The following is a 16,046-nucleotide window of genomic DNA, read 5'->3' as shown; positions in this document are numbered from 1 at the left end:
CGCGAAACCGGGCAGGTCGGACCGTGGGCGCGCTACGCGCCGACGGCCGTGAGCGTCGGAGCCAGGGCCGCCGCGTCGTAGCGCTGCAGCAGCACCCGCGCCACCTCCGGCGCCGGGCCCAGGACAGCGGCGAGGACATCCGCGTCCGCCGCGCCCCGCGCGATCCGGTCAGGGAGGAAGCCGGGGGCCAGGACGTAGGGCGCGACCGCGACCCGTTGGCAGCCCAGGGACCGCAGTTCACGGACCGCGTCCTCGGTGCGGGGCAGGGCCGCCGAGGCGAACGCGGGGCGCACGGCACACCAGCCGGTGTCCCACCACTCCCGCGCGATGTCCGCGATCACCGCGATCGCCTCGGGGTCCGTCGACCCCGCCGAGGCCAGCACGATCCCGGTCGTGGACTTGTCGGCGGGCGTCAACCCGGCCTCGTAGAGCCGTCGTTCGAGGGCTGACAGGAGCAGCGGCGACGGTCCCAGTACCTCCGCCTGCCGGATCCTGAGCCGTGGCGGCGCGCCCGCGAGGACCGCGGGGATGTCCGCCTTCGCGTGGAACGCGCGGGTGAGGAGGAGGGGGAGGGCGACGACGTCCCGGACGCCCTCCGCCGCCAGTGACTCCAACACCCCTTGCACGGAAGGGACGTTGAAGTCCAGGAAGCCGACCTCCACGCGCAGCCCGGGCCGCCGCGACCGTACCCGCCGGACGAGGGCGTGGACGGTCGCGGCGTGCCGCGGATCGCGGCTGCCGTGGGCGATGACGAGGAGAACGGGCCTTTCGTACATGGGCGTCAGCTCTTCACCAGCAGACCCCGGCTGCGCAGCACCCACCGCTCCAGCGGACTGAAGATCAGCAGGTCGATGGCGATACCGACGAACAGGATCAGGATGATGGCCTCGAAGACCATCGCCATGTCGCTGTTGGTGCGCCCGTTCTCCAGCAGCTGGCCGAGGCCCACGCCCAAGTCCGGGAACTGCGCGATGATTTCGGCCGCCATCAGCGAGCGCCACGAGAACGCCCAGCCCTGCTTCAGACCCGCCACATAGCCGGGGAGCGCCGCGGGCAGGGTGACGTGCCAGATGCCCTGGAGGCCGGTCGCGCCCATCGTGCGGCCCGCCCGCAGGAACAGCGGTGGCACCTGGTCCACGCCGGACACCAGGCCGTTGGCGATCGAGGGGACCGCGCCGAGCAGGATCACCGCGTACATCATCGAGTTGTTCAGACCCAGCCAGATCACGGCCGGCGGCACCCAGGCGACCGACGGCAGCGACTGGAGGCCGGACAGGATCGGGCCGATCGCCGCGCGGATGAACTTCACCCGCGCCACCACCAGGCCCAGCGGGGTACCGATGAGCAGCGCGAAGAAGAAGCCCAGCAGACCGCGCGAGACGCTGGTCCAGATGTAGCCGAGGAGATCGCCCGCCAGCCAGGCGTTCTTGAACTCGGTGCCCACGGCGCCCGGCGAGGGCAGCTTGCTCGGGTCGTCGACGACCGGGGTCAGGATCAGCCAGACGACCATGACCACCGCGAGGGCGACGATCGGCGGGAAGATCTTGTTGACGAAGGTCTGCCGGAAGGTCGGGCGGCCGGTGACCGTGGTCTCCAGGGCGTCGAGGCCCGCCTCGACGCTCCCGCCGTCCTTGACCGTCGTCGTCTCAGTGCTGGCCATGACGGCGGATCTCCCCACGCAGTACATCGGTGATCTCAAGGGACAGTTCGGCCACGGGCGCGTCCTCGATACGGCGCGGCTGCGGAATGTCGACCGTCCACTCGCGGGCGATCCGGCCGGGCCGGGAGGACAGCAGGATCACCCGCTGGGCGAGCCGTACCGCCTCCCGCACGTTGTGCGTGACGAACAGGACCGAGAGCCCCGTCTCGCCCCAGATACGGGTGAGTTCGTCGTGCAGGACGTCCCGCGTGATGGCGTCGAGCGCCGCGAACGGCTCGTCCATCAGCAGGATGCGGCTCTCCTGGGCGAGCGCGCGGGCCATCGCGACACGCTGACGCATACCGCCCGACAGCTCGTGCACCCGCTTGCCGTACGCGCCCGGCAGCCGGACCAGTTCGAGCAGCTCCTCGGTCCGGCCGCGCCGCTCGTCCTTCGGAACTCCCCTGAGTTTCAGGGCGAGTTCGATGTTCTTGCCCGCGGTGAGCCAGGGGAACAGGGCGTGCTCCTGGAACATCAGGGCGGGGCGGCCGTCCGTGGTGATGGACCCGGTGGTGGGCTTGTCGAGGCCCGCCACCAGGTTCAGCAGGGTGGACTTGCCGCAGCCCGAGGCCCCCAGGAGGGTGACGAACTCGCCGGGCGCGACATCGATGGTGATGTCGTCCAGGACGAGCTGCTGCCCGCCCGGCGTCGCGAAGGACTTCGAGACATGCTCAAGGCGCGCCGCGTGCTCCACCGACTCGGTGGTCTCTTTGGCGAAGGTCGTGGCCATGGTCGTCACCTCCTGGGAAGTCATCGGGATCCCTCGATCAGCTCGTGCCGAGACCGGCGGCGTCGACCGTGCTCTCGCCGTCGGCCTTGAGGACCTTGTTGAGGATCGTCAGGTCGTAGATGCCGTTCAGGTCGGGCTTCGCCAGCAGACCGGCCTTCACCGCGTGCGCCGCCTCGGTGCTGAGGGTGGAGGCCAGCGGGTCGTTGGTGAACTGGATCGAACTCCACGCCGGGTCGAGGACGTTGGCCTTCAGCGCCTTGCCGGAGTCGGCCTCCAGCTGCTTGTTCGCCGCGGCCTTCGCCTCCGTCGGGTTGGCGTTGATCCACTTGTTGGCCGCGACCGAGCCCTTCAGGACCGCCTCGACGACCTTCGGGTGCGCCTTCAGGAACTTCTGCGACACGATGATGTTCGTGATCACGAACTTCTTGTCGGGCCACAGCGTCGACTCGTCGAGCAGTACCTTGCCGCCCTCGGCGACCAGCTTCGACGCGGTCGGCTCCGGCACCCACGCGCCGTCGATCGAACCGGCCTTGTAGGCGTCCGGGGTGATCTTGTTGTCGGTGCGGACGACGGTGACGTCACCCTTGCCGCTCTGCGCGTCGACCTTCCAGCCCTGGTCCGCGATCCAGTTGAGGAACGCCACGTCCTGCGTGTTGCCCAGCTGGGGCGTCGCGATCTTCTTGCCCTTGACGTCCTTCAGGGACTTGATCTTCTTCGGGTTGACGACCAGTTTCACCCCGCCGGACGCCGAACCGCCGATGATCTTCAGGCTCTTGCCGTTGGACTTGGTGTAGCCGTTGATCGAGGGGGAGGGGCCGATCCAGCCGATGTCGATGGAGCCCGAGTTGAGCGCCTCGATCTCGGACGGGCCGGCGTTGAACGTGGCGTACTCGGCCTTGGTGGCGCCCAGTTCCTTCTGGAACAGACCCTGCTCACGGCCGACGAGGGCGGTCCCGTGGGTCAGGTTGCCGAAGTAGCCGATCTTCACGGAGGCGAGACCGTCGATCTTGGAGGACCCGGCGGCGACCTTCTCCTTGGAGTTGGTGCTCTTGGAGTCCGACCCGTAGCCGCAGGCGGCGAGGGTGAGCAGGGGGAGCGCGGCGACCACGGCTATGCCGCGGCGCAGAAGTGTTGAGCGGTTGGCAGGCACGGGAGGTGTTCCTCTCGTTGGCCCGGCGGTCACGGTCTCAGTTCGTGGCCGGGAGGTCGGCAGGTCTTCGTTTTCGTCGTGTCCGGGACGGCGGGTGGGGGGACGGGGCGCGCAAGCGGTGCGCGTACGTCAGCCCGCACATCGCGCCACTCCGCCCTGCCCGCTGCCGAGGGCGCCGCTGCCGACGCGGCCGCCCTCCTTCGCGAACGTGGAGTAGAAGTCCCTGGACGTCATGTCAGAAGTCCCAACCGTCGTCGTCCGTACCGTCCTTGACGGGCTCCGGCGCCGCGAACGACTCGCCGACCATGCCGGCGGTCAGCGTGGTGCCGTCCGCCGGGTCGATCAGGATGAACGAGCCCGTACGGCGCGAGTCCGCGTACGAGTCCACCGGCAGCGGCTCCGCGGTGCGGATCTTCACGCGGCCGATGTCGTTGGCGACGAGCTGTCCCGGATGCGGGTGCAGGGACAGGTCGTCGAGCGTGAGGCGGGACGGGATGTCCTTGACGATCGCCTTGACCGTGCGGGTGCCGTGCTTGAGGAGCACCCGGTGGCCCACGGTCAGCGGCTGGTCGGCGACATGGCAGACGGTCGCCTCGATGTCCTGCGTGGTCGCCGGGGCGTCCTTGCTGGGCACGATCAGGTCGCCGCGCGAGATGTCGATGTCGTCCTCCAGGAGGACGGTCACCGACTGCGTGGTCCAGGCGGTCCGGACCGGCTTGCCGAGCAGGTCGATGCCGGAGATCCTCGTGGCCCGTCCGGACGGCAGGACCGTCACGGCCTCACCCACGCGGAACGTGCCGGCCGCGATCTGACCCGCGTACCCCCGGTAGTCGGGGTGCTCGGCGCTCTGCGGCCGGATCACGTACTGCACGGGCAGCCGCGCGTGGCAGTGGCTCAGATCGTGGGCGACCGGCACCGACTCCAGGTGCTCCAGGAACGTCGGCCCGCCGTACCAGTCCATGTGCGCGGACGGCTCCACCACGTTGTCCCCGGCCAGCGCCGAGATCGGGATCGCGGTGATCTCCGGGACGCCCAGCTCGCTCGCGTACGCCGTGAACTCCTCGGCGATCGCCGCGAAGACGGACTCCTTGTACTCGACGAGGTCCATCTTGTTGACCGCGAGCACCACGTGCGGGACGCGCAGCAGCGCGGCGATCGCCGCGTGGCGGCGGGTCTGTTCGACGACACCGTTGCGGGCGTCGACGAGGATCACCGTCAGCTCGGCCGTGGAGGCACCCGTCACCATGTTGCGGGTGTACTGCACATGACCGGGCGTGTCGGCGAGGATGAACCGCCTGCGGGGGGTGGCGAAGTAGCGGTACGCCACGTCGATGGTGATGCCCTGTTCGCGCTCGGCGCGCAGGCCGTCGGTGAGGAGGGCGAGGTCGGGCGCGTCCTGGCCGCGGTCGGCCGACACCCGCTGCACCGCCTCCAGTTGGTCGGTGAGGACCGACTTGGAGTCGTGCAGCAGCCGTCCTACGAGGGTGGACTTGCCGTCGTCGACGGAGCCGGCCGTCGCGAACCTCAGGAGGGTCGTCTCGGTGAGTTCCGTGATGGTGCTCATGGTTAGAAGTACCCCTCGCGCTTGCGGTCTTCCATCGCGGCCTCGGACATCTTGTCGTCGGCACGCGTGGCGCCCCGCTCGGTCAGCCGGGAGGCCGCGATCTCGGTGATGACCTGCTCCAGCGTCACCGCGTCGGAGTCGACCGCGCCGGTGCAGGACATGTCACCGACGGTCCGGTACCGGACGAGCCGCTTCTCCACGGTCTCGTCCGCCTTCGGCCCGCCCCACTCACCGGCGGTCAGCCACATGCCACCGCGGTTGAACACCTCACGCTCGTGGGCGAAGTAGATCTGCGGGAGCTCGATGCCTTCGCGGTCGATGTACTGCCAGACGTCCAGCTCGGTCCAGTTGGACAGCGGGAACACGCGGACGTGCTCGCCGGGCGCGTGACGCCCGTTGTAGAGGTTCCACAGCTCCGGCCGCTGCCGACGCGGGTCCCACTGCGAGAACTCGTCACGAAGGCTGAACACCCGCTCCTTGGCGCGGGCCTTCTCCTCGTCCCTGCGACCGCCACCGAACACGGCGTCGAAACGCTCGCTCTGGATCTTCTCCGTCAACGGCACGGTCTGGAGCGGGTTGCGGGTCCCGTCGGGCCGTTCGCGCAGCACACCGCGGTCGATGTAGTCCTGTACGGAGGCCACATGGAGCCGCAACCCATGTGCGGCGACCACACGGTCGCGGTACTCAAGGACCTCGGGAAAGTTGTGTCCCGTGTCCACGTGCAGCAGCGAGAAGGGAACCGGCGCCGGCGTGAACGCCTTCAGCGCCAGGTGCAGCATGACGATGGAGTCCTTGCCGCCGGAGAAGAGGATCACCGGCCGCTCGAACTCACCCGCCACCTCACGGAAGATGTGCACCGCCTCGGACTCCAGAGCGTCCAGGTGCGAGAGGGCGTACGGCGTGTCCGTACCCTCGTCGGTCGTGGCGACGGTCGCCGTCATGCCAGTCCCCTCTCGGTGAGCAGCGCGTGGAGTGCCGCTGCCGACTCCTGCACGGTCTGGTGCTGCGACTCGATCCGCAGATCCGGCGACTCGGGCTCCTCGTACGGGTCGTCGACCCCGGTGAGCCCGGTGAGTTCGCCGGCGGCCTGCTTGGCGTAGAGACCCTTCACATCGCGTACGGAGCACACGTCGACCGGGGTCGCCACATGCACCTCGACATAGGCGGCGCCGCTCTCCTGGTGCCGCTTGCGGACGGCCTCGCGGCTGTCGGCGTACGGCGCGATGACCGGGACCAGCGCCTTGACGCCGTTGCGGGCGAGCAGTTCGGCGAGGAAGCCGATGCGCTGCACGTTGGTGTGCCGGTCCTCGCGGCTGAAGCCGAGGCCCGCCGAGATGAACTCGCGGATCTCGTCGCCGTCGAGCACCTCTACGAGGTGGCCCTCCTCGCGCAGCCGGCCGGCCAGCTCGTACGCGATGGTGGTCTTGCCGGCACTCGGCAGACCCGTGAGCCAGACGGTGGCTCCGGTCGTCACGTGCGACTCCTTCTCGGTGATGGTCATTCGTGCAGCCCGCACTCGGTCTTCCCGCGGCCCGCCCAGCGGCCGGCGCGCGCGTCCTCGCCCGCCAGGACCCGGCGGGTGCAGGGGGCGCAGCCGACGGACGCGTAGCCGTCCATCAGCAACGGGTTGGTGAGGACGCCGTGTTCGGCGACGTAGGCGTCCACGTCGTCCTGGGTCCAGCGGGCGATGGGGGAGATCTTGACCTTCTGGCGCTTCTCGTCCCAGCCGACGACCGGGGTGTTCGCCCGGGTCGGGGACTCGTCGCGGCGCAGTCCGGTCGCCCAGGCCGCGTACTTGGTGAGGCCCTGCTCAAGCGGCTGGACCTTGCGCAGCTTGCAGCACAAGTCGGGGTCGCGGTCGTGCAGCTTGGGGCCGTACTCGGCGTCCTGCTCGGCGACCGTCTGGCGCGGGGTGAGCGTGATGACGTTGACGTCCATCACGGCCTCGACCGCGTCACGGGTGCCGATGGTCTCCGGGAAGTGGTAGCCGGTGTCGAGGAACACCACGTCGACGCCGGGCATGGCGCGGGAGGCCAGGTGGGCGACCACCGCGTCCTCCATCGAGGAGGTCACGCAGAACTGCTTGCCGAAGGTCTTCACCGCCCACTGGAGGATCTCCAGCGCGGAGGCGTCCTCCAGGTCGCGGCCCGCCTGCTCGGCGAGGGCTTTCAAGTCGTCCGTGGGGCGCGCTTTCTGAGTCGTCGTCATATCTGTTCTCCCCCTGCGTCGGTCTGCTGGAGACCCCGGGCGAGGAGCCCGAGGAACTTCAGCTGAAAGGCCCGATTGCATGCCGCGCATTCCCATGCGCCATGGCCCTGCTCGCTCGGACGCAGGTCCTCGTCACCGCAGTAGGGGCAGTAGAAGGGGGCGGCGCGCTCGCTCACGACAGTGACTCCTCGCTGGCGCGCGTGGCCCACGTGGCGAAGCGCTCGCCGTCCTCGCGCTCCTGCTGGAACCGGGTGAGGACCCGCTCGACGTAGTCGGGCAGCTCCTCCGAAGTGACCTTCAGGCCACGGACCTTGCGGCCGAAGCCGGCCTCCAGACCGAGGGCGCCGCCGAGGTGCACCTGGAAGCCCTCGACCTGCTCGCCCTTGTCGTTGAGGACCAACTGGCCCTTGAGGCCGATGTCCGCGACCTGGATACGGGCGCAGGCGTTCGGGCAGCCGTTGATGTTGATGGTGATCGGCTCGTCGAACTCCGGGATGCGGCGCTCCAGTTCGTCGATGAGCGTGATGCCGCGCTGCTTGGTCTCGACGATCGCGAGCTTGCAGTACTCGATGCCGGTGCAGGCCATCGTGCCGCGCCGGAAGGGGGACGGCTTCGCGGTGAGGCCGAGCGCCTCCAGGCCCTCCACCAGCGAGTCGATCCGGCTCTCCTCGACGTCGAGCACGATCATCTTCTGCTCGACCGTCGTGCGCAGCCGGCCCGAGCCGTGCGCCGTGGCCAGCTCGGCGATCTTCGTGAGTGTGGTGCCGTCGACGCGGCCGACACGCGGCGCGAAACCGACGTAGAAGAGGCCGTCCTGCTGACGGTGGACGCCGACGTGGTCGCGCCAGCGCTGGACGGGCTGCGCGGGGGCGGGGCCGTCGATCAGCTTGCGCTTGAGGTACTCGTCCTCCAGGACCTGGCGGAACTTCTCCTGGCCCCAGTCGGCGACGAGGAACTTGAGGCGGGCGCGGGTGCGCAGCCGCCGGTAGCCGTAGTCGCGGAAGATGCCGATCACGCCGGCCCAGACGTCCGGGACCTCGTCCAGCGGGACCCAGGCGCCGAGCCGGACGCCGATCTTCGGGTTGGTGGACAGGCCGCCGCCGACCCAGAGGTCGAAACCGGGGCCGTGCTCGGGGTGGTTGACGCCGACGAACGCGATGTCGTTGATCTCGTGGGCGACGTCGAGGAGCGGGGATCCTGAGATCGCCGTCTTGAACTTGCGCGGCAGGTTGGAGAATTCCTTGTTGCCGATGTACAGGCGGTGGATCTCGTCGATCGCCGAGGTGCCGTCGATGATCTCGTCCTCGGCGATACCGGCGACCGGGGAGCCGAGGATGGTGCGGGGTGTGTCGCCGCAGGCCTCGGTGGTGGAGAGACCGACCGCCTCCAGGCGGTTCCAGATCTCCGGCACGTCCTCGATGCGGATCCAGTGGTACTGCACGTTCTGCCGGTCGGTGAGGTCCGCCGTGCCGCGCGCGAACTCCTGCGAGATCTCGCCGATCACCCGCAGCTGGTCCGTGGTGAGCCGGCCGCCGTCGATGCGGACGCGCAGCATGAAGTACTTGTCGTCCAGCTCCTCCGGCTCCAGGATCGCGGTCTTGCCGCCGTCGATCCCGGGCTTGCGCTGGGTGTACAGCCCCCACCAGCGCATACGGCCGCGCAGGTCGTTCGGGTCGATGGAGTCGAAGCCGCGCTTGGAGTAGATCGTCTCAATGCGTGTCCGCACATTGAGACCGTCGTCGTCCTTCTTGAACTGCTCGTTGCCATTGAGCGGAGTGAAGTGTCCGGCGGCCCACTGACCCTCACCGCGGTGACGGCTCACCTTGCGGCGGGGCGCTGCGGATGCAGGGTTCTCGGGGGTGGCGGCCATGGTTCTACGTCCTCCGGGACAGGCGGGTGATCGGCTCTGACCTGCGCGTACGGGCGCATGCGGGCATACGTGCGCGTCTTTGCGCAGGGTGGGGCAGATACGGGAATTCCGGGGGCTTGCGGCTCGGCTAGCCCGCCGGACAGATGGCGCTGGACATGCGGCCGAGGTCGACGTGCCGCCGACTCACCAAGGCAATCCCAGTTCCAGACATGACGGAAGCGTGTCACGGCGATCTGGACACAGTCCAGCTTCGTCCGCCATGCGGACACCCTGGTCCCGATATGTGAGACGAGGGTGTCATCAGTCACATGACGTGCGCGCGGTCTTGTCGGCGCAGGTCAGACCGGGTAGGCCCCCGGCCACGGGCCCGGCGTGGTCACCAGCGCCATCTCCTCGACCTGCGTGTCGAAGAGCCTGAAGCCCCGGCGCTGGTAGTTGTCCATCGCGTGCACCCCGTCCAGGCTGCAGGTATGCACCCAGACCCGCTTGGTGGGCGCCCGTCCCGGCCAGCGGTCCGCGAGGTCCCAGGCGCGGGCGGTGCCGTAGGAGAGGAGGTGGCCGCCGAGACGGCGGCCGCGGAAGGCGGGGATCAGTCCGAAGTACACGATCTCGACGACACCGTCGTCCTGCGGCTCCAGTTCCACGTACCCGGCCGGCGTGCCCCGGTCGTACACGACCCAGGTCTCCACGCCCGGCCGGTCCAGGTGCTCCTGCCACCGCGCGAACGTCCAGCCGAGCCGGTCGATCCAGAGGATGTCCCCGCCCACGGACGCGTACAGAAAGCGGCTGAACTCGGGGGAGGGCACCTCGGCGCGGACGATCCGCACGTCTCCGTCCGGCGTGATGGCCGGGAGGAGGTCGCGCGGGTCGGTCTGCTCCAGGGACCAGGTGGTCACGGGGGTGTTCGTCATGCCCGTCAGGGAATCATCCGGCCGGGGGATCTGTCGATCAGTGGATCAATCGAGGGAGCGGTCGATCGAGGTCAGCGGCAGAGCGAACAGCATCCGGCCGGAGACCGACCAGAGCTCGCCCGTTTCCTGCCAGTACGAGAGGGAGCCGGTCCCCGCGCTCCAGCACTGATGCGTCCCGTCCGCCCCGCATTCGGTGGCCTGCGCGTCCTTCGGGTCCTGCCGCCACAGCGAACCGTGCCCGCTCTGCTCCCCGGCCGCGCCGCCCAGGTACCAGGAGGCGCCGTTCGCGAGCACGCCCCCGACGCCGGTGACCTTCGTCGCGTACGCCTCCTCGGGCACCGCGCGCCCCGCCGAGTCCGTGGCGAGCAGCCCGGTCCGTGAGGGATCGCGGCTGAACGGGTAGCGCCACAGCAGCTTCCCGCCGCTCGCGACCAGACTGTCCGGCACCGTGCTGCGGTCCAGCGAGAGTCCGACGGGCCCGGTGGCGGAGCTGCCACCGGTCAGCCGGTACGACCCGACCGCGGGCAGCACATACCGGTACCCGGCGGCCGACCAGCCCTCGCGCACCCGGCCGACGGCGGAGGCCGTCACCGTGGCGCGCTGGACGCGGTTCATGTCGTACACGTACAGCGCTTCGCGGTTCCCGCTGTTCGTGGTGACCAGGAGCTTGTCCTGGTACCAGACCATGCCGGAGACCTTGGAGACGAGCCCGCGGTAGTCGCGCCCGCCGTCGGTCGGTACGGCGAGGAGGGCCCAGGTGTAGGTGAGACGGGCGGGGTCGCCGGCGTTCACGAAGGCGACCTTGGCCAGGCCGCTGCTGTTCGCGGTCCAGCCGGAGAGGATCACCCGGTTCGAGCCCCACCAGCCGTCCTCGTCGGCGTCGCCCGAGGTGGTGACCGAGCGGGGCGTCCACGCGGGGTCGGCCGCGTCGCCGCTGTCCCAGCAGTACGCGCGGGTGGCCGCCGGTTCGACGGGCAGCGCCGCCTTCTCGTCGGTCGTGCAGTCGGCGGCGTCGCGCAGGGTGTGGTCGGCGCTCTTCAGGACGGTGTCGACGCCCACCGGACGTCCCATCGCGGAGGCCAGCCGGTCCAGCGACCGCTGCGGCTCCAGCGTCTCCCGCAGCTCCAACTTCCCCAGCTCGGAAGCCGAGGTGAGCGGCTTCAGCCCCCCGGGATCGGAACCGACCGTCGCCTGCGAGGCGCTGATCATCGTCGCGGCGGCGGTGAGGCCGAGTGCGGCCCCGGCCAGCGCCGCACGCAGTGCCCTGCCCCGCTTGCGCCGGCGATGTCGCCCACGTGCACCCATAAGTGTCCTCCCGGAGCGAGCCAACTGCGCCTGGTGATCCGTGCGTTGACCAGGGAGCAGGTGGGGTGGCCCGTAGAGGGATGCTACGGCAGTCAAGGCCGTCCCATGGGCAAGACCCTGCAATTATGCGGAAGATGCCGCTCGACGTGTCTTTTGCGCCACCTGTCCGCCAGGGCCCGTCCGGCGGATCAAGTCGCAGGAAGGAAACGGCGAGTGATCAGCACCGGCGAGCAGGGCGTGGTGCGTGCGGCTGCATGTCGGAGCAGGGAGGTGACGCGGTGGGGGCACCTCCCGGCCGAAGGCTGGGGGATGTCGGCGACCGACGACAACGCGGCTGGGGGTCCCCCACGCCTCTAAGGCAGTGGGGGAGTGCGTGCCGCGCCCCGTGTCTGCGGCATGATCCGCCGGACAGGCCCTACGGCGCCGGGACCGGCCTCCGTCCCCTGACCACCGCCGGTGCGGTCGAGTACGGCAGCAACTTCCGCGGGTCGTCCGGGAGCAGCACCTCGACCTCCGCGTCCTCGCAGAAGCGGTACGGCCGGTGCTCCAGGAACCCCCCGAGATAGCGCCGTACCCGGGACATCTCGGCACGCACCGTCACCGTGCGGCCCGGGTCGCCGAACATGTCCTCGGCCAGGCCCGCCGCGCTGCGGCCGGTGCGGTGCAGGGCCAGGAGGTAGAGCAACTCGGCGTGCCGGGGGCTGAGTTCGTGGGTCCAGGAGCCGGCGCAGCCGGACACTGTCACCGACCAGCGGCGCGGCAGCGCGAGATCGAGGACGATCCGGGTGGCGGCACGCGGCCCCGGCTCGTCGGCGACGCGGACCAACCAGCCCCCGGCCAGCGGCTCCAGCGAGCACAGCCCCAGCGAGGGCAGCCAACGACGGCCCGCCGAAGGTGACTTGGGCAACGCGATCCGCTTCACGTACGGCATTCCGGTGACCGCCGCCGTCCAGCCGTCCCGGTCCACCACCAGGGCCTGGCCGTCCAGCCGGGGCAGGACCGGCGCCGCCACCGCGCGCAGCCGCTCCAGCGAGGTCATGTGCAGCTCGCGCAGCCGCGCCTCGGCGAGTTTCGCCACCGAGTCGACCCAGGCGAGGGTCGCCGGATGCAGGGTCTCCAGCGGACCGCTGACATCGACGACACCGATCAGCCGGCCGTCCCTGGGGTCGGTGATCGGGGCGCCCGCGCAGGTGAACGCGGCCAGCGCGCGCGAGAGATGCTCGGCGGCGAAGACCTGCACGGGCCGCCGTACGACCGCCGGGGTGCCCACGCCGTTCGGGCCGACGACGTCCTCGCGCCAGTCGGTGCCGACCTCGATGCCGACCTCGTCGGCCCTGCGCAGCACGGCCGCGCTGCCCTCGCGCCACAGCGCGCGGCCCTCGTCGTCCGCGATCAGCACGATGTGGTGGGCGGCGTCCGCGACCGACACCAGGCCCTCCCGCAGCACCGGCAGGACGTGCCGCAGCGGGCTCGCGCCGCGCCGCCGTTCGACCTCCTCGCGGGAGAGCAGTCCGGTGCGCAGATCGTGGTCGGGGTGGGTCCCGCCGCGTAACGCGCGCTCCCAGGACTCCTCGATCACCGGGCGCGGCGCGGTGCGGGCGCGCTGTCCGGAGAGCGTGGTGTGCCGGGCGTCGCTGAGCATCCGTGCCGTCCGCGCCGCGTCGGCGGTGGCGTGCTGTGTCGGGGAGGCCGGCGGGTTCACCATGGGTCCTTCTCTCCGGTCCCGTATCGACTGTTGTTCTCATAGTGCCGTCCCTCGGTGACGGAGGGAGACACTCCGGACACAGAGGCCACCAAGTTGCAACCCTCTGCAACCCTGGTGAACGGTCCTGGGGTGTCTGAAACTTGTCCCACGCTGCGAGGGTGGTGCCGTGTCGGCGCAGCACCACCCTCGCGTTGTGCCGGTGCCGTTCAGGCCGTGGGCCGGGCGCGTTCCACGATCGACGTCAGGTCCAGGCTCGGCGGCAGGGTGCCGAAGGTGGCACCCCAGTCGCCGCCCAGCCGGGACGCGCAGAACGCGTCGGCGACCTCGGGCGGCGCGTGCTGCACGAGCAGCGCCCCCTGGAGTACGAGGGCGATCCGCTCGACCAGGCGCCGGGCGCGGCCCTCGATGCCGTCCAGATCGGCGAGTTCGACGAGCAGGTTCTTCATGGCGCCGTCCAGCCGGTGATCGGCGCCGCGCACCCGGCCGACCTCGACCAGGAAGGCGTTCAGCGCCCCTGGCTCGCGCTGCAACGCCCGCAGTACGTCGAGGGCCTGGATGTTCCCGGCGCCCTCCCAGACCGAGTTGAGCGGTGACTCCCGTACCAGGCGCGGCAGTCCGGACTCCTCCACGTAGCCGTTGCCGCCCAGGCACTCGGCCGCCTCGACCGCGACCGTCGAACAGCGCTTGGTCACCCAGTACTTGGCGGCCGGCACCGCCAACCGCAGGAACGCCAGCTCCTGTTCACCGCCGTCGTCGTAGGCGGCGGCGAGTCTGAGCCCGAGCGTGGTCGCCGCCTCCGACTCCAGGGCGAGATCCGCCAGCACATTGCGCATCAGCGGCTTGTCGAGGAGCCGGCCGCCGAACGCCTCCCGGTGGGTGGCGTGGTGGACGGCCTGCGCGACGGCCTGCCGCATCAGACCGGCCGAGCCGAGCACACAGTCGAGCCGGGTCGCCGCGACCATCCCGATGATGGTCCGCACCCCGGCCCCCTCGTCGCCGACCCGGCGCGCCCAGGTGCCGTCGAACTCGACCTCGGCGGAGGCGTTCGACCGGTTCCCCAGCTTGTCCTTGAGGCGCTGAAGGAGGAACACATTGCGGGTGCCGTCCGCCAGCACCCGGGGGACGAGGAAGCAGGTGAGTCCGCCGGGCGCCTGCGCCAGCACCAGGAAGCCGTCGGACATGGGCGCCGAGCAGAACCACTTGTGGCCGGTCAGCGCGTACGTCCCGTCCTCGGCGAGCGGTGTCGCCGCCGTCGTGTTGGCGCGGACGTCGCTGCCGCCCTGCTTCTCCGTCATGCCCATCCCGAAGACCGCCCCGGCCTTCAGGTGGGCGGGCCGCAGCTCACGGTCGTAGACCATGGACGTCAGCCGGGGCTCCCACTCGGCGGCGAGCGCGGGGTCGGCGCGCAGGGCGGGCACCGCCGCGTGGGTCATCGACAGGGGGCAGCCGTTGCCGGCCTCGACCTGCGTCCAGACCAGGAAACCGGCGGCGCGCCTGACGTGCCCGGCCGGGCGGTTCCAGGCGGCGGTCAGTCCCGCCGCCACGCCCTTGCCGAGCAGCCGGTGCCAGGCCGGATGGAACTCGACCTCGTCGATCCGGTTGCCGAAACGGTCGTGGGTGCGCAGGCCCGGGGGGTTGTCGTTGGCCTGCGCACCCCACTCCTGCACCTGGGCCGAGCCGGCGGCCCGGCCCAGGGCGGAGAGGTCGCCCCGCACCTCGGCGAGCAGGTCGGGCGGCGTGTGCCGCTCGACCGCCGAGGTCAGGACGCGGTCGGCGGCGAAGACGTCGTAGCCGGTCAGTGGGGGAGGCTGGTTCGTCACGGTGTGGGTGGTGCGTGCCATGGCTGGAACCTACCCGTGCGGACGGCGGTGGTCCGGATCTCCGCGGTGAAACGGCCACCGCCGCCGCCGTCAGGCCGACCGGGACATGGCCGCCAGTATCTCGGTCCCCGCTGCCTCCTCCTCGAGCCAGCCCGTGCGGTACACGGTGTCCAGATAGCGTTCGCCCAGGTCAGGGGCGATCGCCACGGCGGTCGTGCCGTGCCGCCGGTCCGGCCCGCCGTTCCGGGCGAGCCACTGTCCCGCCCCGCTGACGACCGTGCCGGTGGACCCGCCGAACAGGAAGCCCCGCGCGGCCAGCCGCCGGCAGGTTCCCACGGTGTCCGACTCCTCGACATGGATCACGTCGTCGACGTACGACTCGTCCAGGAAGGGCGAGCCCACGCTGGTGCCGAGTCCCGGGATCATCCGGGGCCCGGCCTCCCCGCCGAAGGTGACCGAGCCGACGGCGTCCACGGCGACGATCCGCACCCGGCGCCGCCACTGCCAGAACCAGCGCGCGCAGCCCATCAGGGTCCCGGTGGTGCCGGCCCCCACGAACAGCACGTCGAGCTGCGGGAACCGGCGGGCGATGGCGGGTGCCGTGGTGCGGTAGTGCGCCCGCCAATTCCCCTGGTTGGTGTACTGGTTGAGCCACACATACCGCTCGTCCGAGGCGCACAGCGCGCGCACGTACGCGATCCGGGCGCCCAGGAAACCGCCGTGCCCGTCCGGCTGGTCGATGATGTGGACCCGGCTGCCGAGCGTCTCCATCAGCCGCACCGTGGGCAGGTTGCACCGCCTGTCGGTCACACACAGGAAGCCGTAGCCGCGGCTCGCCGCGATCACGCTCAGGGCCACCCCCAGGTTCCCGGACGACGACTCGACCAGCACCGAGCCGGGCCGCAGGACACCGTCCCGCTCGGCGGCGTCCACCATCTCGGTGGCGGCCTTCAGCTTGATCGAGCCGGCGAAGTTGAACCCCTCGCACTTCAGATAGAGCGGCAGCCCCAGCGAGGCCCGCAGATCGACGTAGAGCTCGTCCTCGTTGAACTCCGCGGGATCGGAGATCACAGCCATGTATTTC

General features: G+C 70.6%; 16 protein-coding genes. All 16 read right to left on the bottom strand.

Annotated elements, in window-relative coordinates; genetic code table 11:
- Positions 1-32 precede the first annotated feature (32 nt).
- On the bottom strand, positions 33-776 hold the full coding sequence (locus ACFXC1_RS11255) for a sirohydrochlorin chelatase (RefSeq protein ID WP_381241552.1): 744 nt from the start codon (positions 774-776) through the stop codon (positions 33-35).
- 5 nt (positions 777-781) lie between these two features.
- Positions 782-1,660, bottom strand: coding sequence for an ABC transporter permease (locus ACFXC1_RS11250; protein ID WP_381241551.1), 879 nt, complete (start codon positions 1,658-1,660; stop codon positions 782-784).
- Positions 1,647-2,453 (bottom strand): ABC transporter ATP-binding protein, encoded by an 807-nt coding sequence (locus ACFXC1_RS11245; protein ID WP_381241549.1) that lies wholly within the window; start codon positions 2,451-2,453, stop codon positions 1,647-1,649. The genes ACFXC1_RS11250 and ACFXC1_RS11245 overlap by 14 nt, the downstream gene beginning before the upstream one ends.
- Before the next feature lie 13 nt (positions 2,454-2,466).
- Positions 2,467-3,579, bottom strand: coding sequence for an aliphatic sulfonate ABC transporter substrate-binding protein (locus ACFXC1_RS11240; RefSeq protein ID WP_381241548.1), 1,113 nt, complete (start codon positions 3,577-3,579; stop codon positions 2,467-2,469).
- Positions 3,580-3,814: 235 nt separating this feature from the next.
- Positions 3,815-5,143, bottom strand: coding sequence for a sulfate adenylyltransferase subunit 1 (locus ACFXC1_RS11235; protein WP_381241546.1), 1,329 nt, complete (start codon positions 5,141-5,143; stop codon positions 3,815-3,817).
- 2 nt (positions 5,144-5,145) lie between these two features.
- The gene (cysD, locus tag ACFXC1_RS11230) at positions 5,146-6,084 is read right to left on the bottom strand and encodes a sulfate adenylyltransferase subunit CysD (protein ID WP_381241545.1); all 939 of its coding nucleotides are present in this window, start codon (positions 6,082-6,084) and stop codon (positions 5,146-5,148) included.
- Positions 6,081-6,644, bottom strand: a complete 564-nt coding sequence (cysC, locus tag ACFXC1_RS11225) for an adenylyl-sulfate kinase (RefSeq protein WP_381241543.1) — start codon at positions 6,642-6,644, stop codon at positions 6,081-6,083. The genes cysD and cysC overlap by 4 nt, the downstream gene beginning before the upstream one ends.
- Positions 6,641-7,351: a phosphoadenylyl-sulfate reductase gene (locus tag ACFXC1_RS11220; protein WP_381241542.1), complete on the bottom strand. Its 711-nt coding sequence runs from the start codon at positions 7,349-7,351 to the stop codon at positions 6,641-6,643. The genes cysC and ACFXC1_RS11220 overlap by 4 nt, the downstream gene beginning before the upstream one ends.
- Positions 7,348-7,527: a hypothetical protein gene (locus ACFXC1_RS11215; RefSeq protein ID WP_266886620.1), complete on the bottom strand. Its 180-nt coding sequence runs from the start codon at positions 7,525-7,527 to the stop codon at positions 7,348-7,350. Before ACFXC1_RS11215 ends, ACFXC1_RS11220 begins: the two co-directional genes overlap by 4 nt.
- The gene (locus tag ACFXC1_RS11210) at positions 7,524-9,221 is read right to left on the bottom strand and encodes a nitrite/sulfite reductase (RefSeq protein WP_381241540.1); all 1,698 of its coding nucleotides are present in this window, start codon (positions 9,219-9,221) and stop codon (positions 7,524-7,526) included. Before ACFXC1_RS11210 ends, ACFXC1_RS11215 begins: the two co-directional genes overlap by 4 nt.
- Positions 9,222-9,348: 127 nt before the next feature.
- On the bottom strand, positions 9,349-9,432 hold the full coding sequence (locus ACFXC1_RS11205; protein WP_309500612.1) for a putative leader peptide: 84 nt from the start codon (positions 9,430-9,432) through the stop codon (positions 9,349-9,351).
- A gap of 127 nt (positions 9,433-9,559) precedes the next feature.
- Positions 9,560-10,132, bottom strand: coding sequence for a GNAT family N-acetyltransferase (locus ACFXC1_RS11200; protein ID WP_381241539.1), 573 nt, complete (start codon positions 10,130-10,132; stop codon positions 9,560-9,562).
- Between the two features lie 45 nt (positions 10,133-10,177).
- The gene (locus ACFXC1_RS11195) at positions 10,178-11,437 is read right to left on the bottom strand and encodes a hypothetical protein (protein ID WP_381241538.1); all 1,260 of its coding nucleotides are present in this window, start codon (positions 11,435-11,437) and stop codon (positions 10,178-10,180) included.
- Between the two features lie 415 nt (positions 11,438-11,852).
- Positions 11,853-13,142 carry a GAF domain-containing protein gene (locus ACFXC1_RS11190; RefSeq protein WP_381241536.1) on the bottom strand — a complete coding sequence of 430 codons (1,290 nt, stop codon included), beginning with the start codon at positions 13,140-13,142 and terminating at the stop codon, positions 11,853-11,855.
- Between the two features lie 206 nt (positions 13,143-13,348).
- Positions 13,349-14,983: an acyl-CoA dehydrogenase family protein gene (locus ACFXC1_RS11185; RefSeq protein ID WP_381241534.1), complete on the bottom strand. Its 1,635-nt coding sequence runs from the start codon at positions 14,981-14,983 to the stop codon at positions 13,349-13,351.
- A 69-nt stretch (positions 14,984-15,052) separates the two neighbouring features.
- Positions 15,053-16,039, bottom strand: a complete 987-nt coding sequence (gene sbnA, locus ACFXC1_RS11180; RefSeq protein ID WP_381241532.1) for a 2,3-diaminopropionate biosynthesis protein SbnA — start codon at positions 16,037-16,039, stop codon at positions 15,053-15,055.
- Positions 16,040-16,046: the final 7 nt, after the last annotated feature.

The sequence above is a fragment of the Streptomyces hokutonensis genome (genome assembly GCF_042751305.1).
Taxonomy (GTDB): Bacteria; Actinomycetota; Actinomycetes; order Streptomycetales; family Streptomycetaceae; genus Streptomyces; species Streptomyces hokutonensis_A.
This window is presented reverse-complemented; position numbering and strand designations above follow the sequence as displayed.

Excerpts from the sequence above, each read along its gene's own strand:
- sbnA (WP_381241532.1), bottom strand. The coding sequence starts at position 16,039 with ATGGCTGTGATCTCCGATCCCGCGGAGTTCAACGAGGACGAGCTCTAC.
- ACFXC1_RS11245 (WP_381241549.1), bottom strand. The coding sequence starts at position 2,453 with ATGACTTCCCAGGAGGTGACGACCATGGCCACGACCTTCGCCAAAGAG.
- cysD (WP_381241545.1), bottom strand. The coding sequence starts at position 6,084 with ATGACGGCGACCGTCGCCACGACCGACGAGGGTACGGACACGCCGTAC.
- ACFXC1_RS11200 (WP_381241539.1), bottom strand. The coding sequence starts at position 10,132 with ATGACGAACACCCCCGTGACCACCTGGTCCCTGGAGCAGACCGACCCG.
- ACFXC1_RS11255 (WP_381241552.1), bottom strand. The coding sequence starts at position 776 with ATGTACGAAAGGCCCGTTCTCCTCGTCATCGCCCACGGCAGCCGCGAT.
- ACFXC1_RS11185 (WP_381241534.1), bottom strand. The coding sequence starts at position 14,983 with ATGGCACGCACCACCCACACCGTGACGAACCAGCCTCCCCCACTGACC.
- ACFXC1_RS11250 (WP_381241551.1), bottom strand. The coding sequence starts at position 1,660 with ATGGCCAGCACTGAGACGACGACGGTCAAGGACGGCGGGAGCGTCGAG.
- ACFXC1_RS11195 (WP_381241538.1), bottom strand. The coding sequence starts at position 11,437 with ATGGGTGCACGTGGGCGACATCGCCGGCGCAAGCGGGGCAGGGCACTG.
- ACFXC1_RS11235 (WP_381241546.1), bottom strand. The coding sequence starts at position 5,143 with ATGAGCACCATCACGGAACTCACCGAGACGACCCTCCTGAGGTTCGCG.
- ACFXC1_RS11220 (WP_381241542.1), bottom strand. The coding sequence starts at position 7,351 with ATGACGACGACTCAGAAAGCGCGCCCCACGGACGACTTGAAAGCCCTC.
- ACFXC1_RS11190 (WP_381241536.1), bottom strand. The coding sequence starts at position 13,142 with ATGGTGAACCCGCCGGCCTCCCCGACACAGCACGCCACCGCCGACGCG.
- ACFXC1_RS11210 (WP_381241540.1), bottom strand. The coding sequence starts at position 9,221 with ATGGCCGCCACCCCCGAGAACCCTGCATCCGCAGCGCCCCGCCGCAAG.
- ACFXC1_RS11205 (WP_309500612.1), bottom strand. The coding sequence starts at position 9,432 with ATGTCTGGAACTGGGATTGCCTTGGTGAGTCGGCGGCACGTCGACCTC.
- cysC (WP_381241543.1), bottom strand. The coding sequence starts at position 6,644 with ATGACCATCACCGAGAAGGAGTCGCACGTGACGACCGGAGCCACCGTC.